The following is a 25,560-nucleotide window of genomic DNA, read 5'->3' as shown; positions in this document are numbered from 1 at the left end:
CCGGGCGTGTCCTCATTGCGCGCACATTGCATCAGCTGTGCAACAGCCCGGGCCCAGACCCCCACCCGGCCTGTCAGACACGCGGGGGACCCGTGCATGCTTGACCGCATGAACGACGGATGGTCCGACGACGACCGCGGCGAGCGCTACGGCCGCGGCAGCTCCGCCGCGCAGCCGGACGGCCCGCGCGTGATGCGCCACGTGCAGCGGCCGGTGGGCTCCACCCCGGTGCGCCCGCAGCGCCCGGTCCCGCCGCAGCAGCCCTCGTACGACGACGGCGCCGGCTACGGACAGCAGCAGTACGGCAACGGTGTGCCCGCACCCGGCGCGTACGACAGCGGCTACAGCGACGGCCAGGTCTACGGCACCCCGTCCGGGCGCGGCCCCGGCGGCCCCGGCGGCCGGGGTCCGGGCGGACCCGGCGGCGGCCCGGGCGCGGCAGGCGCCCCCGCCAGGCCCCGGCCGAACTGGAAGCGCCGCATCCTGATCGGCTCGGCGGTCCTGGTGGTCGCGGTCGTCGGCGTCTCGGTGGGCACGTACTTCTGGGCCGACGGCAAGATGCACCGCGACGTGGACCTGTCGAAGGTCATCGACCGCCCCGCCGACGGCAAGGGCACCAACTACCTCATCGTCGGTTCGGACTCCCGCGACGGGCTCTCCAAGGACCAGAAGAAGAAGCTGCACACCGGCTCCGCCGAGGGCAAGCGGACCGACTCGATGATGATCCTGCACACCGGTGACAACGGGAACACGATGATCTCGCTGCCGCGCGACTCGTGGGTGCAGATCCCCAGCTTCAAGGGCTCCCAGTCCGGCAAGCTGTTCCCGGCCAAGGGCCACAACAAGCTGAACGCGGCGTACGCGATGGACGGCCCCGAGCTGCTTGTGCGCACGGTCGAGGCCAACACCGGGCTGCACATCGACCACTACGCCGAGATCGGCTTCGCGGGCTTCGCGAACATCGTGGACGCGGTCGGCGGCGTGGAGATCGACATCCCGCAGGACATCAAGGACAAGGACTCGGGCGCCGACTTCAAGAAGGGCAAGCAGACCCTCGACGGCCAGCAGGCCCTCGCCTTCGTCCGCAACCGCCACGGCTACGCGGCCGGCGACCTGGAGCGCACCAAGAACCAGCAGCGCTTCCTGTCCGCCCTGGCCAGCCAGACGGCGACCCCGTCGACCGTGCTCAACCCGTTCAAGCTGTACCCGGTGATGGGCGCGGGCCTGGACACGCTGATCGTCGACAAGGACATGAGCCTGTTCGACCTGGGCGACATGTTCTGGGCGATGAAGGGCGTCACCAGCGGCGGCGGCACCTCGATGAACATGCCGATCTCCGGCAACGGCCCGCAGACGTCCCTGGTGTGGGACAGCGGCAAGGTCAAGCAGCTGGTGAACGAGCTGAACAACGACCAGAAGGTCACGGTGACTTCGTCCCGCTGACACCTCGCCGGAGCGCGACAAGACTCACAGAAAAACCACAGGGACCTGCACAACTGCCCGCCCTTGCCCCGCTTTGCCCGCCCAACTGGCGGGCCGGGCGGGGCTTTTGACGTAAAGAAACCACTACTGCGCCCCTTGTTCCGGTCATACGATCACCGGCATTCGTGATTCTTCCTTACGTACCCGAAGGGCCGTAGTGAACATTCGCCGTGCTCTGGCGACGGCCGTCGCCGCCGCCGTGACCGCGCCCGTCGTGATGCTGTCGGCCGGGTCGGCGTTCGCCGACGCGCAGCCGCCGTCGCAGACGCAGCAGAAGAAGCCGACCGTCGCGGAGCTGGAGAAGGCGGCGGCCGCGGCGAAGAAGGCGTACGAGGAGGCTCTCGCCGCCGAGGAGAGCGCCAAGCAGGCCGTGGCCGCGGCGACCTCCGACAGCTCGCCGCTCCACGTGAAGGCGAAGGCCGCCGACAAGGAGGCGGGCGCCGCGACCGCCGCGAAGGCCGTCGCCGACAAGGCCCTCTCGGACGCGCAGTTCATCCTCGACAAGCTGCCCGCCGACGCGACGGCCGCGGACCGGGCCGCCGCCCAGAAGGCGCTCGCCGAAGCCAAGAAGGACGCCGAGGCGGCGGCCGCCGTCGAGAAGACCGCCGTCGAGAAGTCCAAGGCGGCCGCCGAGGAGGCGAAGGACGCGGAGGTCGCCGCGTTCAAGGCGCTCCACACGGCCTCGGAGGCGGTGCGGACCACGCGCGCCTCCAAGGAGAGCGCCGACCAGGCGCTCGCCGACGCCAAGAAGGCGGCCGAGAACCCCTCCTGCGAGCCCGGCAGCCTGCTCGTCAGCTCGGTCCTCACCGGTCTGCCGTCGCAGCTCGCCGCCGGCACCAGCGCCGAGTTCTCGCTGCGGATCACCAACGGCACGGACAAGGCCATCGCCAGGCTGCGGCCGTTCACCTACGTCTGGGCCGCCGACAAGGGCAACCACAAGGTGGCGCCCGGCCTGCTGCACCTCCAGTGGTCCACCGCCAAGTCCGGCGGCTGGAAGGACGTCGACAGCCTGCACCGCGCGGGTGTGGTCGAGAACCTGGCGGCCGGTGCGCACGCCGACGTGAAGCTCCGGCTGAAGCTCGACGCCAAGACCCCGGCGGGCCAGGGCTTCGCCTTCGTCGCGGCTCTGAACGGGGAGAAGCCCTGCGACGGCTCCCAGCCGCCGCTGGACAAGTACCCGTTCGAGATCCTCGCCGCCGGTACCAAGCCCGGCACGCAGGGGAAGAGCACCCCGGACAGCAAGCCGCAGGGCGGCACCTCCACCACCCCGGTGAACACCACCAGCTCCGGGCAGCTCGCCGCCACCGGGTCCTCCTCCGCCACCCCGCAGCTCGCCCTCGCGGGCGGCGCGGCCCTGGTGGTCGGGGCGGGTGCGGTCGCGGCCGTGCGCCGCCGCCGTACCGACGGCTGAGCACAGCCCCGGACACGCCTCGGGCCCGCATCCGTGACTCCACGGATGCGGGCCCGACTCGTTCGCCGTTACGGCAGGTTGCGCGCCATGACGATGCGCTGGACCTGGTTCGTACCCTCGTAGATCTGCGTGATCTTCGCGTCGCGCATCATGCGCTCGACCGGGTAGTCGCGGGTGTAGCCGTAGCCGCCGAGGAGCTGGACGGCGTCCGTGGTGGCCTCCATGGCGACGTCCGAGGCGAAGCACTTCGCCGCCGCGCCCAGGTAGGTCAGGTCCGCGTCGCCGCGCTCCGAGGCCGCCGCGGCCTGGTAGGTGAGGGCGCGGGCGGCGGAGATCTTCATCGCCATGTCGGCGAGCATGAACTGGATGCCCTGGAACTCGGCGATCGGCTTGCCGAACTGCTTGCGCTCCTTGACGTAGCCCTTGGCGTAGTCGAGGGCGCCCTGGGCGATGCCGAGGGCCTGGGCCGCGATGGTGATGCGGGTGTGGTCCAGGGTCTTCATCGCCGTGGCGAAGCCGGTGCCCTCCTCGCCGATCATGCGGTCCGCGGGGATGCGCACGTTGTCGAGGTAGACCTCGCGGGTCGGGGAGCCCTTGATGCCGAGCTTCTTCTCCGGGGCGCCGAAGGAGACGCCCTCGTCCGACTTCTCGACGACGAAGGCGGAGATGCCCTTCGAGCGCTTCTCCGGGTCGGTGACGGCCATGACCGTGTAGTAGTCGGAGACGCCCGCGTTGGTGATCCAGCGCTTCACGCCGTTGAGGACCCAGAAGTCGCCGTCGCGGACCGCGCGGGTCTTCATGCCCGCCGCGTCCGAGCCCGCGTCGGGCTCCGAGAGGCAGTACGAGAACATCGCGTCGCCCTTGGCCAGCGGGCCCAGGTACTTCTTCTTCAGCTCCTCGGAGCCGGAGAGGATCACCGGGAGCGAGCCGAGCTTGTTCACGGCCGGGATGAGGGAGGAGGACGCGCAGACGCGGGCCACCTCCTCGATCACGATGACGGTGGCGAGCGCGTCGGCGCCGGCGCCGCCGTACTCCTCGGGGACGTGCACGGCGTGCAGGTCGTTCGCGACCAGGGCGTCCAGCGCCTCCTGCGGGAAGCGGGCCTCCTCGTCGACCTCGGCCGCGAACGGCGCGATCTTCGCCTCGGAGAGCGAGCGGATCGCGTCGCGGAGCATGTCGTGTTCTTCGGACGGGCGGTACAGGTCGAAATCAGCCGTTCCGGCCAAGGTGACTCACTCCCCAAGGGCGCTAACTACCGTTAAGTAACCTCAATTTTAGTGGGGCGTACGGCCCGGGGCATACGTGAGTTTGACGACAGGCCGCGACCGCTTGGGATCAGTGCGGATCACGGGCCCCGTACGGCCCCGACTATGCTCGGGCAGCGCCCTCAAGCCCGTACCTCCCAGGAGCACCGCATGGCCCTCAAGATCACTGTGATCGGCACCGGATACCTCGGGGCCACCCACGCCGCGGCCATGGCGGAGCTGGGATTCGAGGTGCTGGGCCTCGACGTCGTCCCCGAGAAGATCGAGATGCTGGCGCAGGGGCGCGTGCCGATGTACGAGCCGGGGCTCGAAGAGCTGCTGGGCCGGCATGTCGCCGGGATCGAGGGGTCCAGCGGGCGGCTGCGCTTCACCACCTCCTGGGAGGAGGTCGGCGCCTTCGGCGATGTGCACTTCGTCTGTGTGAACACCCCGCAGAAGCACGGCGAGTACGCCTGCGACATGTCGTACGTCGACGCCGCCTTCGCCTCGCTCGCCCCGCATCTGCGCGAGGGCGCGCTGGTGGTCGGGAAGTCGACCGTGCCGGTCGGGTCCGCGGCCCGGCTCGCGGCGGGGCTGCCGGAGGGCGTGCAGCTGGCCTGGAACCCCGAGTTCCTGCGCGAGGGCTTCGCCGTGAACGACACCCTGCACCCCGACCGGATCGTGGTCGGTGTGGAGAGCGAGCGGGCCGAGAAGCTGCTGCGCGAGGTGTACGCGACGCCGGTCGGCGAGGGCTCCCCGTTCGTGGTGACCGACTTCCCGACCGCCGAGCTGGTGAAGACCTCGGCGAACTCCTTCCTGGCCACCAAGATCTCGTTCATCAACGCCATGGCCGAGGTGTGCGAGGCCGCCGACGGTGACGTCGTGAAGCTGGCCGAGGCCATCGGGCACGACGAGCGGATCGGGAAGAAGTTCCTGCGGGCCGGGATCGGCTTCGGCGGCGGCTGTCTGCCGAAGGACATCCGCGCGTTCATGGCCCGGGCCGGTGAGCTCGGCGCCGACCAGGCGCTCACCTTCCTGCGCGAGATCGACTCCATCAACATGCGCCGCCGCGGCCAGATGGTCGAGATGGCGCGGGAGGCGCTCGGCGGCGGCTCCTTCCTCGGCAAGCGGGTCGCGGTGCTCGGCGCGACCTTCAAGCCGGACTCCGACGACGTACGCGACTCGCCCGCCCTGAACGTGGCCGGGCAGATCCACCTCCAGGGCGGCCAGGTCACCGTCTACGACCCCAAGGGCATGGACAACGCCCGCCGCCTCTTCCCCACGCTGGGTTACGCGGACACCGCGCTGGACGCGGTCCGGGGCGCGGACGTGGTGCTCCACCTCACCGAGTGGCGCGAGTTCCGCGACCTCGACCCGGCCGCGCTGGGCGAGGTGGCCGGGGCCCGGATCGTCCTGGACGGTCGGAACGCGCTGGACGCGGTGAAGTGGCGCGAGGCGGGCTGGACGTTCCGGGCGATGGGCCGCCCGAGGGCCTAGCGGGCTCCTACGCCGGGTCCAGGTCCTCGATGGTGGCGGTCGAGGGCCCCCTGCGGGGCTGGGCCGCGCGGGCGGCGAAGTCGACGTCGCGGATGACCCGGGCGAAGTTCCCCCAGGTCAGCGCGGCGAGCTCGGTGTCGTCCCAGCCGCGTCCGATGAGCTCGGCGAGCAGTACGGGGTAGCAGGAGGCGTCCTCCAGACCTACGGTGCGCGGGGCGCCCGCGGTGAGGCCGTACCCGCCGGAGAGGCCGATGTGGTCGGGCCCGAGGACACCGCGCAGATGCTCGACGTGATCGGCGACGTCCTGCACAGAGGCGGCCCTCCCAGCCCGCGCGACCTGAGCCGGGGAGAAACTCACCAGACACACTCCCCCGTTCTCGGGAAGCCCGCCGACCACCTCGTCGGTGACGTTGAGCGGGTGGTCGGTGAGGGCCCGGGCGGCCGAGCGGGTGAAGATCAGCGGGGCCTTGGCGGCCCCGAGGGTCTGGCGGACGGTCTCGGGGGCGGCGCCGGACAGGTCGATGACCATGCCGAGCCGGTTGAGCTCCCGTACGACCTCCTGCCCGAAGCGGGTGAGGCCCGCGCGGGTCCAGCTCGCGGTGGCGGTGAGGGCGACCGCGCGGACGCCCAGGGCGTGGTACGCCCGGACCGTGCCCAGCGAGTCGCCGAGCGCGTGGGCGGCGACCGGCCCGAACAGCGACGCGATACGGCCGTGGTTACGGGCGTCGGCGAGGTCCCCTACGGCCTGCGCCAGCCGCAGCCCCTCCGGGCAGGCGTCGACGAGCGTACGGAGCCGGTCGACGCGTTCGAGCGTGGCACTGACGGGGTCCGGGCAGTCGGCGGCGACCATCAGCGACCAGAACTGCGCGCCGACGCCGCCGTGCCGCAGCCGCGGGATGTCGGTGTCGAGCGAACTCTCCCCGAGCTCGACGTCGTGCCACGGGGTGTTCACCAGCACCTGGGCGAGGGTGTTGTAGCCGTCGGCGACGGGGTGGGCGCGCAGGAGGGCGTGGATGCGGGCGCGCACGTCGGGGTCGAGGGTGTCGCCGGGGGCGACGACCTCGTCCTGCGAGCCGCGTTTCCGGGTGGGGCGGTCCGGCGCGCCTATCCCGGCGGTGGCGACGTCGGCCTCGTCCTGCAGATCTGCCATGACGGTCTCCCGGTTCGGCATCGGGCGTACGGCCACGATCACACGGCGACGCCGAGAGGTCACGACGGACGGGGCGTTCGGGGTAGGCCCCGTCCCCGAACCCCCTTTTCACCTGCGACCCGGCGGCGGGCTGGTCGCGCAGTTCCCCGCGCCCCTAAATGCGCCCCTTCGGGGCGCCCAGGGGATTGCCGCGTCAGCGGCATCTAAGGGGCGCGGGGAACTGCGCGACCAGTTGGGGACGGCCCGCAGACGAACGCGAATCCCCCGGAGGGTTTAGAGAAAAAGCGGGGTGGGGGGTCTAACCGTCCAGGGACTCCCGCGTCGCGTTCGACGGGCCCCGGCGGGACCTCTCCTCCCGCCCCACAGCCTCCGCATCCCGCAGCACCCGCACCGCGTTCCCCCACGTCAGCTTCGCCACGTCCCCCTCCGACCAGCCGCGGCTGAGGAGCTCGGCGATCAGGTTGGGGTAGCCGGAGACGTCGTCGAGACCGGACGGGGTGAACGCCGTGCCGTCGTAGTCGCCGCCGATGCCGACGTGGTCGATCCCGGCGACCGCCCGCATGTGGTCGAGGTGGTCCGCCACCGTCACCACCGTCGCGACCGGCCGAGGATGCGCCGCCTCGAAGGCCGCGTGCAGCGCCATCGCCTCGGGCGAGGTGTCCAGCGCGTGCAGCCCGTGCACCCGCAGGTTCTCGTCCGCCGCCGCCGTCCACTCCACCGCCGCGGGCAGGATGAACTTCGGCACGAAGGTCACCATGGCCACTCCCCCGTTGGACGGGAGGAGCGCCAGGACGTCGTCCGGCACGTTGCGCGGGTGGTCGCACACCGCCCGCGCCGAGGAGTGCGAGAAGATCACCGGCGCGGTCGACGTCGACACCGCGTCCCGCATCGTCGTCGCCGCCACGTGCGAGAGGTCGACGAGCATGCCGAGCCGGTTCATCTCGCGGACCACCTCGTGGCCGAACGGGGAAAGCCCCCCGACCCCCGGCGCGTCCGTCGCCGAGTCCGCCCACGCGGTGTTGTCGTTGTGCGTCAGCGTCATGTAGCGGACGCCCAGCGCGTACAACGCCCGCAGCGTGGCGAGGGAGTTGTTGATGGAGTGACCGCCCTCGGCGCCCTTGAGCGACGCGATGCGGCCCGCCGCCCGCGCCTTCTCCATGCCGTCCGCCGTGAGCGCCGCCGCCAGGTCCCCGGGGTAGCGCGCGATCAGCTGGTCGACGCAGTCGATCTGCTCAAGGGTCGCGCTGACCGCCTCGTCGCCCGCCAGGTCGGTGCGCACGTACACCGACCAGAACTGCGCGCCGACCCCGCCCGCCCGCAGCCGGGGGATGTCGGTGTGCAGGTGCCCGGTCTGGTCCTGCCCGACATCGCGGCGCGCGAGGTCGTAGCGGACCTGCTTGCGCAGCGCCCAGGGCAGGTCGTTGTGGCCGTCGACGACGGGGTGCTGGGCCAGCAGCGTACGGGCTCGCGCGAGGTGGTCCACCGTGCTCACTTTCCGAAGCCGAAAGAAGCCGAGGACTCCACCTTGGCGCGCAGCCGCCTGCCCTTCTCGGTCGCCTGGTCGTTCAGCTCCTGCTGGAACTCCCGCATGCGCACGAGGAGTTCGGGGTCGTGGGCGGCCAGGATACGGGCGGCCAGCAGGCCCGCGTTGCGCGCCCCGCCCACCGACACCGTCGCCACCGGCACCCCGGCCGGCATCTGCACGATGGACAGCAGGGAGTCCATGCCGTCCAGGTACTTCAGCGGCACCGGGACGCCGATCACGGGCAGCGGGGTGACCGAGGCGAGCATGCCGGGCAGATGGGCCGCGCCGCCCGCGCCCGCGATGATCGCCTTCAGGCCGCGGTCCGCCGCCTGCTCGCCGTACGCGATCATCTCGTGCGGCATCCGGTGCGCGGAGACCACGTCGACCTCGTACGCGATCTCGAACTCGTGCAGGGCCTGGGCGGCGGCCTCCATGACCGGCCAGTCGGAGTCCGAGCCCATGACGATGCCAATGACGGGGGACGCGCTGCTCATTCGGTGATCGTTCCTCTGAGGTAGTCGGCCGCGTGACGGGCGCGCTCGCGCACGTCAGCGAGGTCGTCGCCGTAGGTGTTGACGTGGCCGACCTTACGGCCGGGCTTCACGTCCTTGCCGTACATATGGATCTTGAGCTGGGGGTCGCGGGCCATGCAGTGCAGATACGCGTAGTACATGTCCGGGTAGTCGCCGCCGAGCACGTTGCACATGACCGTCCACGTCGACCTCGGGCGCGGGTCGCCCAGCGGAAGGTCGAGGACGGCCCGGACGTGGTTGGCGAACTGCGAGGTGATCGCGCCGTCCTGGGTCCAGTGGCCGGAGTTGTGCGGGCGCATGGCGAGCTCGTTCACGAGGATGCGGCCGTCGCGGGTCTCGAAGAGCTCGACCGCGAGGTGGCCGACCACACCCAGCTCGTCCGCGATGCGCAGCGCCAGCTGCTGGGCCTCGCCCGCCAGCTCCTCGGCGAGGTCGGGCGCGGGCGCGATCACGGTGTCGCAGACGCCGTCGACCTGCACCGACTCGACGACCGGGTAGGCCACGGCCTGGCCGTGCGGGGAGCGGACCACGTTGGCCGCGAGCTCCCATACGAAGTCGACCTTCTCCTCGGCGAGCACGTCCACGCCCGCCTTGAAGGCGTCGGCCGCGTCCGACTCGGAGCGGACGAACCACACGCCCTTGCCGTCGTAGCCGCCCCGGACCGTCTTGAGGATGACGGGGTAGCCCTCGCCCTCCGCCGCGAACCGCGACACGTCGGCCGGGTCCGCCACCAGCCGGTGGCGGGGGCAGGGCGCGCCGATCTCGTCGAGCTTGGCGCGCATCACCCCCTTGTCCTGGGCGTGCACCAACGCGTCGGGCCCCGGGCGGACGGGGATGCCGTCCGCTTCCAGGGCCCGCAGGTGTTCGGTGGGCACGTGCTCGTGATCGAACGTGATCACGTCACAGCCGCGCGCGAAGGCACGCAGCGTGTCCAGGTCGCGATAGTCGCCGATGACGACATCGCTCACCACCTGGGCCGCCGAGTCCTGGGGGGTGTCACTGAGCAACTTGAATCTGATGCCGAGGGGGATGCCCGCCTCGTGGGTCATACGGGCGAGCTGACCGCCGCCGACCATGCCGACTACCGGGAACGTCACACCCCCAGGGTATCCGCCGTCCCCGGGGCCCCCGCCGGAGCCGGGTGTGGCCGGGATTTGCGGGCGTCCACGAGCAATGCCCAGAGGCGCTGGTTAGCATGGCCGGGTTGGCGTACGACCGTCGACACCGACAGCGAGTACGACACCGAACCGAACGGGGCTGGGCGATCACCATGAGTGAACGGGGCGCATTGCGTACGCGGCTGCAGCTGCTCGCCCGGGAGATCGCGAAGTTCGGTGCCGTCGGCGCCATCGGATTCGTCGTCAACGCGATCGTCTTCAACCTGTGCATGCACGTGGCCCACCTCGCGGTCGTGCGCTCCGGCGTCATCGCCACCGCCGTCGCCATCGCCACCAACTACGTCGGCAACCGCTACTGGACCTACCGGGACACCGACAGCGGTCGGCGCAGCCGGGAGCTGATGCTGTTCCTGCTGTTCAGCGGTATCGGCCTGGTGATCGAGAACGGTGTGCTGGCGCTCTCGCACTACGGCTTCGGCTACACCTCGACGGTCGCCGACAACGTCGCCAAGAACGTGGTGGGCCTCGGCCTCGGCACGGTCTTCCGGTTCTGGTCGTACCGCACCTGGGTGTTCCGGGCGCTGCCCGCCCGGGAGGCCGTGCAGACCGCCGAATCCTTTCTCGGCGACGCCCCGCAGCCGTACGCCCGCAACAATTCCGGCTCGTGAATCCTTCGAGCCCAGTGAATCAGGGGCGTAAACCGGTCATCTGATCGTCTGCTCCGGCTCGCGCGGGCCGCGCGCCACCCGGCTCAGGAACAGCGCGAAGACGGCGGGCTGCTGCTGGAGCATCTCCAGGCGGCCGCCGTCCGCCTCCGCCAGGTCGCGGGCGACCGCCAGGCCGATGCCGGTGGAGTTGCGGCCGCTGATGGTCCGCTCGAAGATCCGCGCCCCGAGGTCGGACGGTACGCCGGGCCCCTCGTCGGTGACCTCGACCACGGTCTGGTTGCCGGTGACCCGGGTGCGCACCGCGACCGTGCCGCCGCCGTGCATCAGCGAGTTCTCGATCAGCGCCGCGAGCACCTGGGCGACCGCCCCCGGGGTGCCCACCGCCCGCAGCCCCTGCTTGCCGGAGCGGACGATCGCGCGGCCCGCGCTGCGGTAGGCCGGGCGCCACTCCTCCAGCTGCTGCTTGACCACCTCGTCGAGGTCGAAGACGACGGCCGAGCCGATCCGGGGGTCGCGGGAGTTGGTGAGGAGGCGCTCCACCACGTCGGTGAGCCGCTCGACCTGGGTGAGCGCGATCGTCGCCTCCTCCTTGACCGTGTCCAGGTCGTCGGTGAGCGCGATCTCCTCCAGGCGCATCGAGAGCGCGGTGAGCGGGGTGCGCAGCTGGTGGGAGGCGTCGGCGGCGAGCCGGCGCTCGGCGGTGAGCATCCGCCCGATCCGCTCGGCGGAGGAGTCCAGGACGTCGGCGACCCGGTCCAGCTCGTGCACCCCGTACCGCTTGTGGCGCGGGCGCGGGTCGCCGGAGCCGAGCCGCTCCGCGGTCTCGGCCAGATCGGTGAGCGGGGAGGCCAGCTTGTTGGCCTGGCGTACGGCGAGGAGCACCGCGGAGACGATGGCGAGCAGCGCCACCGCGCCGATGATCAGCAGGGTGCGCCCGACCTCCCGGGTGACCGTGGAGCGGGACTCCTCGACCACGACGGACTCGCCGCGCTCGCCCTTGGCGGAGCCGCGGATGAGCGAGCCGCCGGGGCGGGTGCCGAGCTCGATGGGGGCGCGGCCGGGGATGTCGATGCGGGCGTAGCGGTCGGGGCCGACGCCGGCCAGCGACTGGGCGCCGACCGTCTCGCCCGCGAGCATCCGGCTGTCGATGACGCTCACCAGCCGCAGCGCCTCGGAGTTCACGCTCTCCTGGGCGCTGCTGCTGATCGTCCTGGTCTCGACGATGACGAGGGAGACGCCGAAGACGGCGATCACCACGAGCACCACGGCGAGCGTGGAGTTGATCAGTCGGCGGCGCATGGCTCAGTGTCCCAGGACGTACGGGCGCGGGGCGTCGGCTAGCTCTTCTCGAAGCGGAAGCCGACGCCGCGCACGGTGGCGATGTAGCGCGGGTTGGCGGCGTCGTCGCCGAGCTTCTTGCGCAGCCAGGAGATGTGCATGTCGAGCGTCTTGGTCGAGGACCACCAGGTGGTGTCCCAGACCTCGCGCATCAGCTGGTCGCGGGTGACGACCCGGCCCGCGTCGCGCACCAGCACCCGCAGCAGGTCGAACTCCTTGGCGGTGAGCTGGAGCTCCTCGTCGCCCATCCAGGCGCGGTGCGACTCGACGTCGATCCGCACGCCGTGGGTGGCGGGCTGGGGGGCCGGCTCGGTGGCGCCGCGCCGCAGCAGGGCCCGCACCCGGGCCAGCAGCTCGGCGAGCCGGAACGGCTTGGTGACGTAGTCGTCGGCGCCGGCGTCGAGGCCGACCACGGTGTCCACCTCGTCGGCGCGGGCGGTCAGCACCAGGATCGGGACGGTGTGGCCCTCGGAGCGGAGCCTGCGGGCCACCTCCAGACCGTCCATTCCGGGCAGCCCCAGGTCGAGCACGACCAGGTCGGCGCCTCCCTGGAGTCCGGCGTCGAGGGCGGTCGGGCCGTCCTCGCGGACCTCGACCTCGTAACCCTCCCGACGCAGTGCGCGGGCCAGCGGCTCCGAGATGGACGCGTCGTCCTCGGCGAGCAGTACACGGGTCATGGGGGTGATGGTAGTCCGCGACCGGGACGGGCTGTCCGTGGAACCCGTCAGGGACCGGCCGGGGTTGGGGACCGCGCCCGTTCTTGATCGTCCCCTGATCGCCTCTTGATCGTCCGACGGCCGTTCCTTGATCGTCTTTTGGTCGTCCGCCCCTGCGGCTCTGGGATGCGATCCTGTTAACCACCTTCGAATGTGCGCGGATGGTTCCAGCGACGCCTGTGATCCATCTCTCAAGTCCTTCCATATGCGGCTGTGTGGTGTCGTATGGTGTCTCAACGCCTTTAGCACTAACACGGGGACCTTTGGCCTGCTTGGCGCGCCAAGGGTCTCTTTTCTGCACAAGGACCGGAATTCTTTATTCCGGTTCCGAAGACAGTGAATGACCTATGGGCCGGGCCCCGGGCGCGATGGTGCGCCCCGGGCGTGGATCCCGGTGGGTCCGTCCTCTCGCCTCCGTCACCACGGATGCGAATCCCCTCGGGCGTAGGGGCGGGGCGGCTCCCCTGCCGGTGCCGGCCACCCCCCACCGGGCGCGATCACCGCTCACGAAGCGCGCGTCCCGAGCAAGCAAGGATCGACCATGGCGTCCAGCCTGACGAAGGACTCGGCCAGCACCACCGGCTCCGAGAAGACCTTCTTCGGCCACCCCCGCGGCCTGGCCACTCTCTTCATGACCGAGATGTGGGAGCGCTTCTCCTACTACGGCATGAAGGCACTGCTGACCGTCTACCTGCTCTCCGGCGGCCCCGGCGCCGGAGAAGGGAGCATGGGCGGCGGTCTGGCCATGGACGTGGCCACCACCACGGTCATCGTCTCCGTCTACTCGGCGATGGTGTACCTGCTCGCCATGCCCGGCGGCTGGCTCGGCGACCGCGTCTGGGGCCCCCGCAAGACGGTGGCCATCGCGGCCGTCACGATCATGGCCGGCCACATCACGCTGGCGCTGCCCGGCGGTCAGGCCCCGTTCTTCGCGGGCCTCGCGCTGGTCGCGGCCGGTTCCGGTCTGCTCAAGGCCAACATCTCCACGATGGTGGGCCACCTGTACGACGGCCCGGACGACCCGCGCCGCGACGGCGGCTTCACGATCTTCTACATGGGCATCAACGCCGGTGCCTTCTTCGCGCCGCTGGCCATCGGCACCGTCGGCCAGAAGGTCAACTGGCACCTCGGCTTCAGCATGGCCGCGGTCGGCATGGCCATCGGTCTCGCCGCCTTCCTCATGGGCACCCGCAACCTGAGCCCAAAGAGCAACGTCGTTCCCAAGCCGCTGGTGGCCGAGGAGCGCACGGCCTTGCTGCGCAAGGGCCTCATCTGGGTGGCCATCGCCACCACCTTCTACGCGGTCGTCGGCTTCACCGGCCACTTCACCCTGAACTGGGCGATGATCCCGCTCACGATCATCGGTCTGGTCGTCCCGGCCGCCGTGCTGCTGCGGATCAAGCGCGACAAGGACCTCTCGGCCACCGAGCAGTCGAAGATGACCGGCTACATCTGGTTCTTCGTCGCGGCCGCCGTGTTCTGGATGATCTACGACCAGGGCGCGTCCACCGTCCAGGCGTTCGGTGAGGGCAAGGCCTCCCACTCAATGCTCGGCTTCGACTTCCCGACCTCCTGGTACCAGTCGCTGAACCCGCTGTTCGTCATGACGGCGGCGCCGGTCTTCGCCTGGATCTGGATGTGGCTGAACCGTCAGGGCAAGGAGCCGAGCAGCATCGTGAAGTTCACGATGGGCCTGGTGCTCATCGGGGTCTCGTTCTTCTTCTTCCTGATCCCGCTCGGCATGGCGGCGAACGGCACCGCGGTCAGCCCGATGTGGCTGGTGGGCATCTACTTCATCCAGACCGTGGGTGAGCTCTGCCTGTCGCCGGTCGGCCTGTCGGTGACGACGAAGATGGCACCGGCCAAGTACGCCAGCCAGATGATGGGCGTGTGGTTCCTCGCGGTCACCGCCGGTGACTCCATCACCGGCCTGCTCTCGAACGACGCCCTGTTCGGCGTCAACCTCAACGGCACCGGCGCCGTCGCGATCGAGGCCACCCTCGCCGCCCTCGCGGGTGTGGCGGTCTTCATGTACCGCAAGAAGGTCAAGGAGCACATGGGCAGCGTCCGCTGACGCACCCCGCACTCCACGGGAACGGCCCGGTACGCATCGCGCGTACCGGGCCGTTCCCTTGTCCGTACCGCTCCTTGTCTCAGCGCGTACCGCGCAGTCGTCGCCAGGGGGTGAAGGTGAAGACCGCCCCGCCGAGCAGGACCGCGGTCCCGGCGATGAGGCCGAGGGCGCGCAGGGCGCCGTGGTCGTTCGCGCCGGTCTGGGCGAGGCCGCCGGAGCTGCTGCCGCTCGCGCCGGTGGAGCCGCCGGAGACGCTGGTGCCGCCGGCCGCGCCGCCCTGCTGGGCCGTGGTGTCGAGCTCCAGGGACACGGGGGCCGTGCCCTTGACCGTGCAGGGGATGGTGATCTTCTGGCCGGCCAGGGTGACGTCGATCGTCAGGGTGCCGGGGCTGAGCGTCGACTTGCCGCTCGCGCCCGGTTTGTAGGTGCCGGTCATGTCGGAGAGGCTGACCGGGTCGCCGGTGTTCAGGGGGCCGGAGTTGGGCGGTCCCGTCACCGTCACCGAGCCCTTGTCGGCGCCGCCGACGGTGATCTGCATGGAGGGCTTCAGCGCGCCCGCGGGGAGCGGGGCCGGGCTGTTCATGACGCCCTTGGCGGTCTTGACCGTGAGGTCGTAGCTCCCGCCGTTCTTCTTGGCGCCGACCGTCACCTTGGAGTTGATGCTGGCCGGGCCGGGGGCCTTGCAGGCGAAGGTGACGGCGACTTCCTTGCCGGGGAAGTCGGTCTGGCCGCCGCCCCCGGTGGTGCCACCGGCGGTGGTCCCGCCCGTGGTCGTGGTGCCGCCCGTCGTCCCACCGGATGTGGTGGTGCCGCCGCTCCCGGTGGTACCGCCGGACGTCGTCGTACCGCCAGAAGTCGTCCCACCGGACGTGGTCGTCCCACCGCTCCCGGTCGTGCCGCCGGACGTGGTGGTCCCGCCGGACGTGGTGGTCCCGCCCGACGTGGTGGTCCCGCCCGACGTCCCCCCGCCGTCCGTCACCTTGATCGTCGCCCCGGCGCCGACCTTCTCCTTCGGGGAGCACTTGGTGTCGGTCGAGATCGGCTTGCTGACGTTGATGGTGTACTTGTCCGGCGTCAGCGTGACCTCGCCCGCCTTGGTCAGCTTCAGCCTGGCCTTCATGTCGGGCAGGACCATCGGGCTGTTCTTGGGGATCGGCGGGTTCTGCCGCGGCCCCTCCACCGCCAGGTCGGCGCTCTGCGCACCGGCCACCTTGACGGTGCCGGTCGGCTTCACGGTGTCCTTCCCCAGGTCGAGCACATCGGGGTTCTTGGACGCGGCCTGGACGGTCTTCCACACCACTTCGACCTCGTCGCCCACCTTCGCCTCGGCGGGCGCGGTGATCTGCACCTTGGTGGTGCCCTCGACGGGCGGCAGGCCGGAGATGGGTGGCGGGATGCACTCGGTGGCGTACGAGACCTCTGCCGCCCGGGCGGGCCCGGCGGCCAGAATGATTCCCGCGCCGCCGAGCATCAGCGCGACTCCGGCCGCGCTCATCCTCCGTTGCGTGGTCACGGATTTCCCTTCGTCGTGGGGGTGTTCGGACGGTTCTCGGTCGGTGCGGAGTCGGGGGTGAACCACGGCAGGGCCGTGGTCGTCGTGGTGGCCGCCGTGGCCGTGGTGCCGTTCGCCGCCGACGGCGGGGCGGGTTCGGCGGCGGGCCCGCGCACGGGCCAACGGGGCCGGCCCCCGCGCCCCCGCCGTGCGTGCCCCGCCCCGCTCGGGCGGACCTTGTCCACCACCGCCATGCCGATGCGGAACACCGCAGCCGGGACGACCAGGCACAGCAGGATCCAGAAGAGCGTGACGCCCCACGGGCGGCCCACCCCCCACGGCTGGGTGGCGAGGACCTTCTGCCCGTACTTCACGGAGACCTGGTAGTCGCCGTGCGCGCCCGCCGACAGCTCGAAGCCCAGCCTGACCTCGGCCTTGCCGCCGGGCGCGACCGTGCCCTTCCACTGCCGGTCCTCCCACTGCGGCGCGAACACGCCGTGCGAGGTGCCCACCTGGAAGACCGGGTCCTTGACCGGGGCCGAGCCGAGGTTGCCGACGGTGACGACGAGCGTGCGCGAGGGCGGCGCCCCGAACCAGGTGAGGATCCCGCTGCTCCCGTCGAGCCGGGGCGCGGTCAGGACGCTCAGGCGCCCGGTGCCGGACTGCTCGGGCAGCGGCGCCACCGGATGGCCGGTGATCTTCAACTCGGCGTCCACCACGGCCTGTTCACCGGTCACCGTGGCTACGTGCACCACACAGGGGCAGGGCTTGGGCGGTGCGGCCACCGGCAGCGGCTTGCTGAAGGCGCCCTTGGCGTCGGTGGTCACCGCGCGCCCGTCGGCGTTGGCGCAGGAGTTGGTGCCGCCGATCACGCCCTGGCCGGGGCTGGACTGACCGCAGACCAGCAGCATCAGAAGCGTGCCGGGCCGCCAGCCGGTGCCATTGGCGGTGATCTCGGTCCCCTTGGCCGCCTCCGGTTTGGAGAGCGTCACCACGGGCTTCGGGTCGTCGGCGGCCGCGGGCGGCGCCCACGCCGCCAGGAGCATCAGCAGGACGGCCGCGACCAGCGCCGCCCCTCTCGTCCGCGGCTTCACGATGCTGCTCCCGTCATCTCCCACTCGCTTACGGGCTCGGCGACTTCGGGGCCGCCCGGGTCCGCCCGGCGCCGCCGCCTCCGTATCCACAGCGCCGCGCCCGCCCCCGCCGCCACGCACCCCGTGCCCGCCACCGGGCCCCACGGCACGAACAACGCCGAGGCCGTCGCCTCGCTCCGGGCGGCCCCGGCCGCCGTCGCCGTCAGCCGCACCTCGACGCGGTCGAGGGCGGGCGGGCTCCGCCAGGGCTCGGTGAGCTCGACGCGCTGACCGGGCAGCAGCTCCACCGGCAGCGGCCGGGCCGGGCGCCGCAGCGGCTGCCCGAAGAGCCCGTCGGCGTACACCGCCAGGCTCGGGGCGAGCGTGGTGTTGCCCCGGTTGACCAGGGCGTACCGGATCAAAGAGCGGCCCTTGTCGACCCGTACGTCCTCGACCGTGAGCGCGGGAAGGATCGGGCCCGCGACCCGCACCTGGACCCGTACCCCCACCTCCCGGCCGCCGCCGGACGCGACGAGCGCCGCCGGGTGGTCGCCGGGCGCGGCGCCCGCCGGGACGGTGACCGCGAACGGCACGTCGGCCCGGGTGCCCGGCGGGATCCGCACCTCGGCCGAGGCGAGCGCCAGCCACGGATCGGCGCCGGGGCGCACCGCGAAGGCGCCGGTGGCGGTGTTGTACGCGGCGGCCCCGCGCAGTCGCAGGGTCAGCGGGCGCGCGGTGGGGTTGGTGAGCGAGAGCCGGTCCTCCAGGACGGAGCCGGGCGCGCCCTCCAGATAGAAGTACGGTCTGCCGTCGCCGCTCGGCCGCGAACCCCCGCCGGACGCGGGCGCGGCGGTCCACTCCCCGTCGGCGGCGTGCGCGGCGGGGGCGGACAGGGCGGTCAGGGCCAGGGCCGCGGCGAGCACGGCCAGGCGGATCGGTCGTGGCGGCATCGGCGGCTCCCCGTCGGGCGGTGCGGCGTGACGACGTGCGGCTTGCGGTGTGCGGCTTACGGCCTGACGCGACTTACGGCTGGGAGCGCGCCCCGCGCCCCCGTGCCCCGGTCAGCCGTGCGCCCGGGCGCCGCGCCTGGTCAGCCACAGCACCCCGGCCGCGCCGCTGAGCAGGACCGTGCCGCCGAGCGTGCCGAGGGCCACGGCCGAGTCGAGCGGGCCGGTCTTGGGCAGCGACTCGGGCGCCGATCCGCCGGTGCCGGTGACGTCGAGCGCGAGGGAGGGGCCGGGGCTGTTGCCCGGGGTGCAGGTCGTGGTGGTGCCCAGCGCCTTGATGGTGAGGATCGAGGCGGTGAAGGTGACCTTGCCGGACGCCCTGGGGGTGTACGTACCGCTCAAGTCGCTGATCTTGATCGGGGTGTTGGCCGGGATCTCGGCCGTGTTGGCCGCTCCGGACACCGCCACCGTGCCCTTGTCCGGGCCGCCCAGCTTGATGACCGCGCTCGGGTTCATCGCCCCGGCGCCCAGCGCCACCGGGCTGGAGGAGACGCCCTTCTGGAACGACATGGTCAGCTTGTAGGCGGTGCCGCTCTTGACGGCCTTGATGTCGATGGGCGACACCGCGGCCTTCGGGCCGATCGGCGTCTCGCACTTGTAGTTGACGTCCACGACGTCGGCGTGGGCGGCCGGGGCGGCCATCAGCACCACCGGGCCCGCAAGGGCAGCCGCAAGGGCGAGTGCTGTCCGCTTCTGGTACGACACGTACGACACCTCGAATTTCCCTCGTTCCCGAGGCCGTTCAAGTTACTGACGGCACATCAGATTGGGCGTCAAGGTACGCCGGGGACCTTGGAGAGGGAAGACACACAACGCAAGGGATGACGGACGCGAGTGACACGAGTGCCCTGGGCGACCGTCCGACGGGTGCGGGGGCGCCCTACGCGGGCGCGGCGAGCTCCGCCCAGACCGTCTTGCCGGGCACTCCGGGCGTACGGACGACGCCCCAGTCCAGACAGAGCCGCTGGACGATGAACATGCCGTGGCCGCCGGGCCGTCCGGCGCGGTGCGGGGTGCGGGGCGCTGGCTGGCCGGAGCCGCGGTCGGTGACCTCCAGGCGCAGCACCTTGGAGGTGCAGGCGACACGGAGCTGCTCGGGGCCCTCGGCATGCAGACAGGCGTTGGTGACCAGCTCGGAGACCACGAGCAGGACGTCCTCGGCGGCCGCGCGCCGGTCGGCGGTGGCGGCCGGGAGCCAGCCCCACTCGTGCAGGGCCTGCCGGGTGAAGTCGCGCGCCAGCGGCACGATCCCACTGGCTCCGTACAGGGCGAGGACGCGCGAGGCCGCGGCCGGAGCTCCGTCCGGCTCGGGGCCGCGGTCGCCCGGCTGATGCTGCCGGGTGGTGCTCATCAGCGCTTCACCTCACCGATTCACCGAACGCCTGGTTCGCCAACGTCTTGAGTCTGGTCTCCTGCCCCGCCGGAGCGGGGTCAGTCTTCCAGTGCGGCTTCGAGCGAATCATGCACGGTGAAGACCGCTTCCGCTCCGGTGATCTCGAAGACGCGGGCCACCACGGGGAGCATGCCCGCCAGATGGACCCCGCCGCCGACCGCCTCGGCCTTCAGCCGGGCGCCCAGCAGCACGTTCAGCCCGGTGGAGTCGCAGAACTCCAGCTGGGCGCAGTCGACGACGAGCCTGCTGCGGCCCGCCTCGACCGCGGCCTCCAGCGGTTCGCTGAGGAGGTCGGCCGTGTGGTGGTCCAGCTCGCCGACAGGCGTGAAGATCTCGCTGCGGCCGTGCGAGCGGACGCCGACCTTGAGCCGGCCCCGATTCGCGCTGCCGACCGTGCCGCGGTCCATGCCCGTCCCTCTTCGCCGTGATGTCGCCGTGCCGCACCGTGACCGGTGCGGCAGTGGTTCGCGTCCGTTTCAGTGCGGAAACTGTGCTCCCCGTCACAAGTGACGCACCTCTCCGCATACGTCACCGAACACGGCTCCGTACACGCGGACTCCCCGAGAACACTACGCCTTCCCTACGCGCCCCGGAAGTCGAACACCGCCCCGAACCGGGCATATACGGACAATGCGACCTTGCGGCGGTACGACGAAAGCGGGTAGGGGTAGTAGAGACAGATTTTCACCGCGACCGGCCATGGAGGCGCCGCACACCGATTCGCCACGTATGGGCATCGGCAGCCATATGCCGAGAACGATGGAGGAGACCCCATGTCACCCCGGCTCGACGAATCCATGGAGACGTCGGCAACGCACGTACCGCACACTCCGATCGAGGGACTCGACGATCTCCCGGAGATCCCTCCCTACGAAGACATCGCGCCGCTGGACGCGCGGGCCCTGTCGAAGACGCTCTTCGCCCGGCTCGACTCCCTCGAAGAGGGCACCCACGCGTACTCCTACGTACGCAACACGCTCGTCGAACTGAACCTGGCGCTGGTCAAGTTCGCCGCCTCCCGCTTCCGCTCGCGCAGCGAGCCGATGGAGGACATCATCCAGGTCGGCACCATCGGCCTGATCAAGGCGATCGACCGGTTCGAGCACGACAGAGGCGTGGAGTTCCCGACCTTCGCCATGCCGACCATCGTCGGCGAGATCAAGCGCTTCTTCCGCGACACCTCCTGGTCGGTCCGGGTGCCCCGGCGCCTCCAGGAGCTCCGCCTCGACCTGGCCAAGGCGGGCGACGAACTCGCCCAGCAACTCGACCGCGCACCGACGGTGGGCGAGCTCGCCGAGCGCCTGGGCATCACCAAGGACGAGGTCGTCGAGGGGATGGCCGCGAGCAACGCGTACACCGCGAGCTCGCTGGACGCCCAGCCCGAGGAGGACGACACCGAGGGCGCGCTCTCGGACCGGATCGGCTACGAGGACCACGACCTCGAAGGCGTCGAGTACATCGAGTCGCTCAAGCCGCTGATCGCCGAACTCCCGCCCCGGGACCGGAAGATCCTGTCGCTGCGCTTCGTCGCCAACATGACGCAGTCCGAGATCGGCGAGGAGCTGGGCATCTCCCAGATGCACGTCTCCCGCCTGCTCGCGCGCACCCTGTCGCGGCTGCGCAAGGGGCTGACGCTCGAAGAGTGAAGCGCGCGGTGAGGCACGCCTGTGCGAGGGCCCGTTCCTTATGGGGACGGGCCCTCGGCGTTGTTGACGAACAGTGCGGCGTGGGTCACATTGAGCGCGGGGCAAGCCGGGGGGTCTGGGGGGACTCATGCCGTACGAGACCACGTCGTGCTCGACGCTCGAAGCGACCATGCGGGACCGGCTGGGGCGCGAGTGCCTGTACCTGCCGTCCTGCCGGCTCGCGCTGTACGTGGCGCTGCGGCACTGGTGCGCGCCCGGCGGCCGGGTCCTGATGTCGCCGGTCAACGACGACGTCATCTTCTTCGTGGTGCTCGCGGCCGGGCTGCGGCCCGTGCAGGCGCCCCTCGACCCGCTCGACGGCTCGATCGACGTCGCCGCCGTGCCCGAGGAGACCTGGTCCGGCCTGTCGGCGGTCCTCACCACCAATCTGTACGGGAACCCGGACCCGGCGCCCGAACTGCGCGCCCGGTGCGACCGGTTGGGCATCCCGCTGATCGAGGACGCGGCGCACGCCATCGGGAGCGAGGTGGCGGGGCGGGCGGTCGGCACCTTCGGCGACGCGGCCGTCTTCTCCCTCTCCAAGCACACCGCCGCCAAGGCGGGCGGCTTCCTCGCGGTCGCCGACCCGGGTCTGCGCGAGGCCCTGGCCAAGGCCCGCGACGAACTCCTCGACCCGCCCCGGCGCACGGCCGAACTCGCCTACTGGGCCCGGCCGTACGCGGAGGCGGCGGTCCGAGGCCTGCGGCTCGCGCCCGCCGCCTGGGCGGTGCTGCGGATGCTCGGCCGCCAGGAGCGCGAGGACATCCGGATGCCGCTCAGACCCGACGAGCTGGGCCGGGCCGTGGCGGCCGCGCCCTCCCTGGGCGACTTCCACTCCTGGGTACGGGTGGACATGCACGACTACCGCACCGGCGCGGGCGGCCTCAGACGCGCCCGGATCGAACGGAAGCTGGGCCGCCTGGACGCGGTGCTCGCCCGGCACCGGGCCGGGGCCGAGCGGCTGCTGGCCAGCGAGTGGGCGCGGCCGGGGCCCGGTCCCGTACAGCCGCTGTTCCGGGTGCCGCTGCTGGTCGAGGACCGGGACGCGGCCCGGGCGGCGCTCGCCGAGGCGCGGGTGAACGTCGGCTACCTCTACGACCCGCCGCTCGACGACTACGCGGGCGCCGCCTTCGCCGACCCCTCGCCCGCCCCCGCGGCCGGGCGCTGGTTCGCGCGGCACGCCCTGCCCGTCGACCCGCTCAAGGCCGAGCTGTCGCTGCGGGTCCTCCAGGAGTCGGGGGCCCGGCCCGCGAGAGGCGGGCCCGCCGGTGTCTGACACCACCTCCGACGCGCGCCGGGCCGTCGACGGGGGCGGGGAGCCGGTGGCCGCGGGGCAGATCGGGGCCGAGTCCGGCGGTGCGCCGCCCGACGGCGGCGGTGACTCCATGTTCCGCAACGCCTACGCGCTGATGCTCTCCACGGCCGTCTCCGCCGCACTCGGCCTCGGCTTCTGGCTGGTCGCGGCCCGCTACTACACCGAGGAGGCGGTCGGCCAGGGCTCCGCCGCCATCGCCGCGATGCGGCTGCTCGCCTCGATCACCGCCACCACCATGATCGGCGCGGTGGTGCGGTACGTGCCGCGCGCGGGCCGGGCGACCGGGCCGCTGGTGGTGCGGGCGTATGTGGCGAGCACCGTGGTGGTGGCGGTGGCGAGCACCGGCTTCCTGTTCACGCTGCCGCTGTGGGGGGCCTCGTACGAACCGCTCGGCGGACCCGCCGCCGGGGCGGTCTTCGTGCTCGCCTCGGTCGCCTGGGCGGTGCTGACCCTCCAGGACGGGGTGCTCACCGGGCTGCGCAAGGCGATCTGGGTGCCGGTCGGCAACGCGGTGTTCTCGCTGGGCAAGCTGCTCCTGCTGGCCGGCTTCGCCGCGTTCACCCTGGGCGTCTTCCTGTCCTGGGCGGCGGCGATGGTCCTGTCGATCCTGCCGCTGGGCTGGCTGATCTTCCGCAGGCTGATCCCGGCCCAGGCGGCCGCCGACCGCGACCGGCCGGTGCCGCGGATGCGCGAGATCGGGCGCTTCCTGGCGGGCGACTCGGTCGGCGCGCTGTTCTCGCTGGCGATGATCAATCTGCTGCCGGTGATGGTCGCGGTCCGCTTCGACGCCGCGCAGAACGGATTCTTCTATATCGCGTACACAGTCGGCGGGACCATGGAGTTCATGGCCATCAACATGGCCTCCTCGCTCACCGCGCACGCCTCGCACAGCCCGGACCGGCTCGCCGACGGCGTACGGGGGGCGCTGCGGCGGATGGCGCTGCTGCTCGTCCCGGTCGTCGTGCTGCTGATCGTCTTCGCCCGGCAGATCCTCGCCCCGTTCGGCGCGGACTACGCCGAGCACGGCACGCTGGTGCTCCGGCTGCTCGCCGCGGCGGCCCTGCCCCGGGTCGCCGTCGAGCTCTACATCGGGGTGCTGCGCGTCCAGGGCCGCACCGGCGTCCTCGCCCTGCTCCAGGGCGCGATGTGCACCCTGGTCCTGGGCAGCGCGGCGGTCCTGCTCGGCACCACCGGCATCGAGGGCGCGGGCTGGGCCGTGCTCGTCTCGATGTGCGGCATGGCGCTCGTCTCGGCGCCCGGGCTGCGCGCGGCCCTCGCCGGACGCGCCACCGTCCGTACGCCCCGGGGGCCCCGGCGCGGTCCCGAGGAGTACGGCACGAGCTGGGCCCGCGACGCGGCGCTGGCGCGGGCGGAGGAGGCGAAGGGGTACGGGACGCGGTGGACGACCCAGACCGCGTACCTCAGCGGCGGGCTGGAGACAGGGACGCCGGCGCTGGGCATTCCGGTGTACGTGCCCGCCGGCGCGTCCGGGAGCGGGCCGGGTGGGGCGACCGCGACCACGCTGCACCTGCGGGCCGTGCGGCCCGGCGAGCCCGAGCCCGACGACGAGCCGCTGCTCACGGCCGTGCTGTGGCTGCTGCTCGGGCTGGCGGCGGGGCTGTTCTGGGTGCCGTTGTCGCGGGCCGAGGACGCGAGGAACGCGGTGTCGGACCACGTCGACGGCACCGGGCTCATCTCCGCGCTGCCGCCCGTCTCGCTCACCGCCGGGGTGCTCCTGATCGTGGTGTGCAGCGCGGCGGTCTCGCTCTACCGGGCCCGGCCCGCCCTGCTCGCCGCCGGACTCGGCGTGACGGTGGCCGCGCTGCACACCGCGCCGCTGATCCTCGGGGTGCAGCCGGACCGGCTGACGGGCCCGTGGCACGCGGCGCTGACGCGCCTGCTGACATCGGTGACGGGCCTTTCGTCGCCCACCGGGGTGGAGCGGGTGCTCCCGACCGCGCTCCAGGTCCTGTGCCTGGCACTCGCGGCGGTGACACTGATTGCGCTGGGTACGCATTGGCGGGTGACGGCTGTGGTGGTGTGGGTGCTGGCGGTCGCGGGGTGGGCGGGGCAGGCGGCGTTCGCCGGGGTGGCGGTGCCGGTGTTTGTAGCGCTTTGCCTGGCGGCGGGCGGGGCGCTGCTGCGGCGCGTGTGGGCCTGACTTCGTCCGCGGGCCGGTGGTGAGCTGGTCGCGCAGTTCCCCGCGCCCCTTTTTCGGCCCGGTGTTTGTCTGCGGGTGGTGGGTGGCTGGTCGCGCAGTTCCCCGCGCCCCTAACCCCTCTGGATCTGCGGGTTGTGGTGGGTTGCTCGCGCCGTTCCCCGCGCCCCTAGAGGTGCCGCTGCGCGGCAATCCCCTGGGCGCCCCGGAGGGGCGATCTCAGGGGCGCGGGGAACTGCGCGACCAGCCACCCACCGGCCCGCAGACGCGCACCGGGCCGAAGCTAGCGCCGTCGCGGGCGCTCCACCGCCCCCCGCGTCGCCGCCGGCAGCGGCAAGCCCGGGAACGCCGACGCCGCCGTCGCAAAGGCAGCCAGGGACACCAGGAACGCCGTCGACGAGAAGCCCTTCACCAGGAACAGGCTCGTCGACACCAGCGCGCCCAGGGACAGGCTGAGCGGGGCCGCGAGGGCCAGGGCCTCCAGGCGGGCGCCGGGGCGCAGCATGTCGGGCTGGGGGTAGAGCAGCGCGAAACCGGGGCCGAAGCAGACGAACAGGAGCACCGGGATCCAGCGCGCCGGGGTGGCGGCGGGCAACTGGGTCGCGCCCAGCGCCACCCAGCCGGACAGCGCCATGGCTATACGGATGCGGTTCCGGGTGAGGGGCATGGCGGATTCACTCC

Annotated in this window: 22 protein-coding genes; 8 read left to right on the top strand and 14 right to left on the bottom strand. The window is 72.0% G+C overall.

What is annotated here, in order from left to right:
* Nucleotides 1-108 precede the first annotated feature (108 nt).
* Together IE252_RS06885 and IE252_RS06880 are read left to right on the top strand one after the other, a co-directional pair.
* Nucleotides 109-1,443 (top strand): LCP family protein, encoded by a 1,335-nt coding sequence (locus IE252_RS06885; RefSeq protein WP_190088358.1) that lies wholly within the window; start codon nucleotides 109-111, stop codon nucleotides 1,441-1,443.
* 196 nt (nucleotides 1,444-1,639) lie between these two features.
* Nucleotides 1,640-2,893: an LAETG motif-containing sortase-dependent surface protein gene (locus tag IE252_RS06880; protein WP_190088357.1), complete on the top strand. Its 1,254-nt coding sequence runs from the start codon at nucleotides 1,640-1,642 to the stop codon at nucleotides 2,891-2,893.
* Between the two features lie 68 nt (nucleotides 2,894-2,961).
* On the opposite strand, the gene IE252_RS06875 is transcribed toward IE252_RS06880, so the two are convergent.
* Complete coding sequence (locus IE252_RS06875; protein ID WP_266980326.1) at nucleotides 2,962-4,119, bottom strand: acyl-CoA dehydrogenase; 1,158 nt, start codon at nucleotides 4,117-4,119, stop codon at nucleotides 2,962-2,964.
* Between the two features lie 189 nt (nucleotides 4,120-4,308).
* Here IE252_RS06875 and IE252_RS06870 point away from each other — a divergent pair, with 189 nt between their 5' ends.
* Nucleotides 4,309-5,634, top strand: coding sequence for a UDP-glucose dehydrogenase family protein (locus IE252_RS06870; protein WP_190088356.1), 1,326 nt, complete (start codon nucleotides 4,309-4,311; stop codon nucleotides 5,632-5,634).
* 7 nt (nucleotides 5,635-5,641) lie between these two features.
* Here IE252_RS06870 and IE252_RS06865 read toward each other — a convergent pair whose 3' ends face one another.
* From IE252_RS06865 to IE252_RS06850, 4 genes are all read right to left on the bottom strand, one after another.
* Complete coding sequence (locus tag IE252_RS06865; protein ID WP_190088355.1) at nucleotides 5,642-6,784, bottom strand: dipeptidase; 1,143 nt, start codon at nucleotides 6,782-6,784, stop codon at nucleotides 5,642-5,644.
* A 298-nt stretch (nucleotides 6,785-7,082) separates the two neighbouring features.
* The gene (locus IE252_RS06860) at nucleotides 7,083-8,267 is read right to left on the bottom strand and encodes a dipeptidase (protein WP_190088443.1); all 1,185 of its coding nucleotides are present in this window, start codon (nucleotides 8,265-8,267) and stop codon (nucleotides 7,083-7,085) included.
* A 5-nt stretch (nucleotides 8,268-8,272) separates the two neighbouring features.
* Complete coding sequence (gene purE, locus IE252_RS06855; RefSeq protein ID WP_190088354.1) at nucleotides 8,273-8,803, bottom strand: 5-(carboxyamino)imidazole ribonucleotide mutase; 531 nt, start codon at nucleotides 8,801-8,803, stop codon at nucleotides 8,273-8,275.
* The gene (locus IE252_RS06850) at nucleotides 8,800-9,939 is read right to left on the bottom strand and encodes a 5-(carboxyamino)imidazole ribonucleotide synthase (RefSeq protein WP_190088353.1); all 1,140 of its coding nucleotides are present in this window, start codon (nucleotides 9,937-9,939) and stop codon (nucleotides 8,800-8,802) included. Before IE252_RS06850 ends, purE begins: the two co-directional genes overlap by 4 nt.
* A 173-nt stretch (nucleotides 9,940-10,112) precedes the next feature.
* Between IE252_RS06850 and IE252_RS06845 the strand changes: the two genes are divergently transcribed.
* Nucleotides 10,113-10,628: a GtrA family protein gene (locus IE252_RS06845; protein ID WP_190088352.1), complete on the top strand. Its 516-nt coding sequence runs from the start codon at nucleotides 10,113-10,115 to the stop codon at nucleotides 10,626-10,628.
* A gap of 36 nt (nucleotides 10,629-10,664) precedes the next feature.
* Here the strand turns inward: IE252_RS06845 and IE252_RS06840 are convergent, their stop codons facing one another.
* Nucleotides 10,665-11,927 (bottom strand): sensor histidine kinase, encoded by a 1,263-nt coding sequence (locus IE252_RS06840; protein ID WP_190088351.1) that lies wholly within the window; start codon nucleotides 11,925-11,927, stop codon nucleotides 10,665-10,667.
* Nucleotides 11,928-11,965: 38 nt separating this feature from the next.
* On the bottom strand, nucleotides 11,966-12,643 hold the full coding sequence (locus IE252_RS06835) for a response regulator transcription factor (RefSeq protein ID WP_100574199.1): 678 nt from the start codon (nucleotides 12,641-12,643) through the stop codon (nucleotides 11,966-11,968).
* Nucleotides 12,644-13,223: 580 nt separating this feature from the next.
* Between IE252_RS06835 and IE252_RS06830 the strand changes: the two genes are divergently transcribed.
* The gene (locus IE252_RS06830) at nucleotides 13,224-14,756 is read left to right on the top strand and encodes a peptide MFS transporter (RefSeq protein ID WP_190088350.1); all 1,533 of its coding nucleotides are present in this window, start codon (nucleotides 13,224-13,226) and stop codon (nucleotides 14,754-14,756) included.
* Nucleotides 14,757-14,835: 79 nt separating this feature from the next.
* On the opposite strand, the gene IE252_RS06825 is transcribed toward IE252_RS06830, so the two are convergent.
* The 6 genes from IE252_RS06825 to IE252_RS06800 form a co-directional block, all read right to left on the bottom strand.
* Nucleotides 14,836-16,251: a hypothetical protein gene (locus tag IE252_RS06825; protein ID WP_190088442.1), complete on the bottom strand. Its 1,416-nt coding sequence runs from the start codon at nucleotides 16,249-16,251 to the stop codon at nucleotides 14,836-14,838.
* A 14-nt stretch (nucleotides 16,252-16,265) separates the two neighbouring features.
* Nucleotides 16,266-17,294 (bottom strand): hypothetical protein, encoded by a 1,029-nt coding sequence (locus IE252_RS06820; protein WP_229848065.1) that lies wholly within the window; start codon nucleotides 17,292-17,294, stop codon nucleotides 16,266-16,268.
* Between the two features lie 44 nt (nucleotides 17,295-17,338).
* Nucleotides 17,339-18,271, bottom strand: coding sequence for a COG1470 family protein (locus IE252_RS06815; protein ID WP_190088348.1), 933 nt, complete (start codon nucleotides 18,269-18,271; stop codon nucleotides 17,339-17,341).
* Nucleotides 18,272-18,382: 111 nt separating this feature from the next.
* Entirely contained in the window at nucleotides 18,383-19,033 is a 651-nt protein-coding gene (locus tag IE252_RS06810; protein WP_190088347.1) for a peptidase, read from the bottom strand.
* A gap of 175 nt (nucleotides 19,034-19,208) precedes the next feature.
* Nucleotides 19,209-19,679 (bottom strand): ATP-binding protein, encoded by a 471-nt coding sequence (locus IE252_RS06805; RefSeq protein ID WP_190088346.1) that lies wholly within the window; start codon nucleotides 19,677-19,679, stop codon nucleotides 19,209-19,211.
* An 80-nt stretch (nucleotides 19,680-19,759) separates the two neighbouring features.
* On the bottom strand, nucleotides 19,760-20,128 hold the full coding sequence (locus IE252_RS06800; RefSeq protein ID WP_190088345.1) for an STAS domain-containing protein: 369 nt from the start codon (nucleotides 20,126-20,128) through the stop codon (nucleotides 19,760-19,762).
* A gap of 366 nt (nucleotides 20,129-20,494) precedes the next feature.
* Between IE252_RS06800 and IE252_RS06795 the strand changes: the two genes are divergently transcribed.
* From IE252_RS06795 to IE252_RS06785, 3 genes are all read left to right on the top strand, one after another.
* Nucleotides 20,495-21,367, top strand: a complete 873-nt coding sequence (locus IE252_RS06795; RefSeq protein WP_190088344.1) for an RNA polymerase sigma factor SigF — start codon at nucleotides 20,495-20,497, stop codon at nucleotides 21,365-21,367.
* A gap of 169 nt (nucleotides 21,368-21,536) precedes the next feature.
* Entirely contained in the window at nucleotides 21,537-22,682 is a 1,146-nt protein-coding gene (locus IE252_RS06790) for a DegT/DnrJ/EryC1/StrS family aminotransferase (RefSeq protein ID WP_190088441.1), read from the top strand.
* Nucleotides 22,683-22,791: 109 nt separating this feature from the next.
* A complete protein-coding gene (locus IE252_RS06785) occupies nucleotides 22,792-24,882 on the top strand; it encodes a lipopolysaccharide biosynthesis protein (RefSeq protein WP_373298515.1) in 2,091 nt (696 codons plus the stop codon).
* Between the two features lie 280 nt (nucleotides 24,883-25,162).
* On the opposite strand, the gene IE252_RS06780 is transcribed toward IE252_RS06785, so the two are convergent.
* Complete coding sequence (locus tag IE252_RS06780) at nucleotides 25,163-25,546, bottom strand: hypothetical protein (RefSeq protein WP_190088343.1); 384 nt, start codon at nucleotides 25,544-25,546, stop codon at nucleotides 25,163-25,165.
* Nucleotides 25,547-25,560: the final 14 nt, after the last annotated feature.

Source organism: Streptomyces melanogenes, assembly GCF_014649795.1.
GTDB classification, from domain to species: domain Bacteria; phylum Actinomycetota; class Actinomycetes; order Streptomycetales; family Streptomycetaceae; genus Streptomyces; species Streptomyces noboritoensis.
The sequence above is the reverse complement of the archived record's forward strand: the minus strand, read 5'-3'. Positions and strand labels throughout refer to the sequence as shown.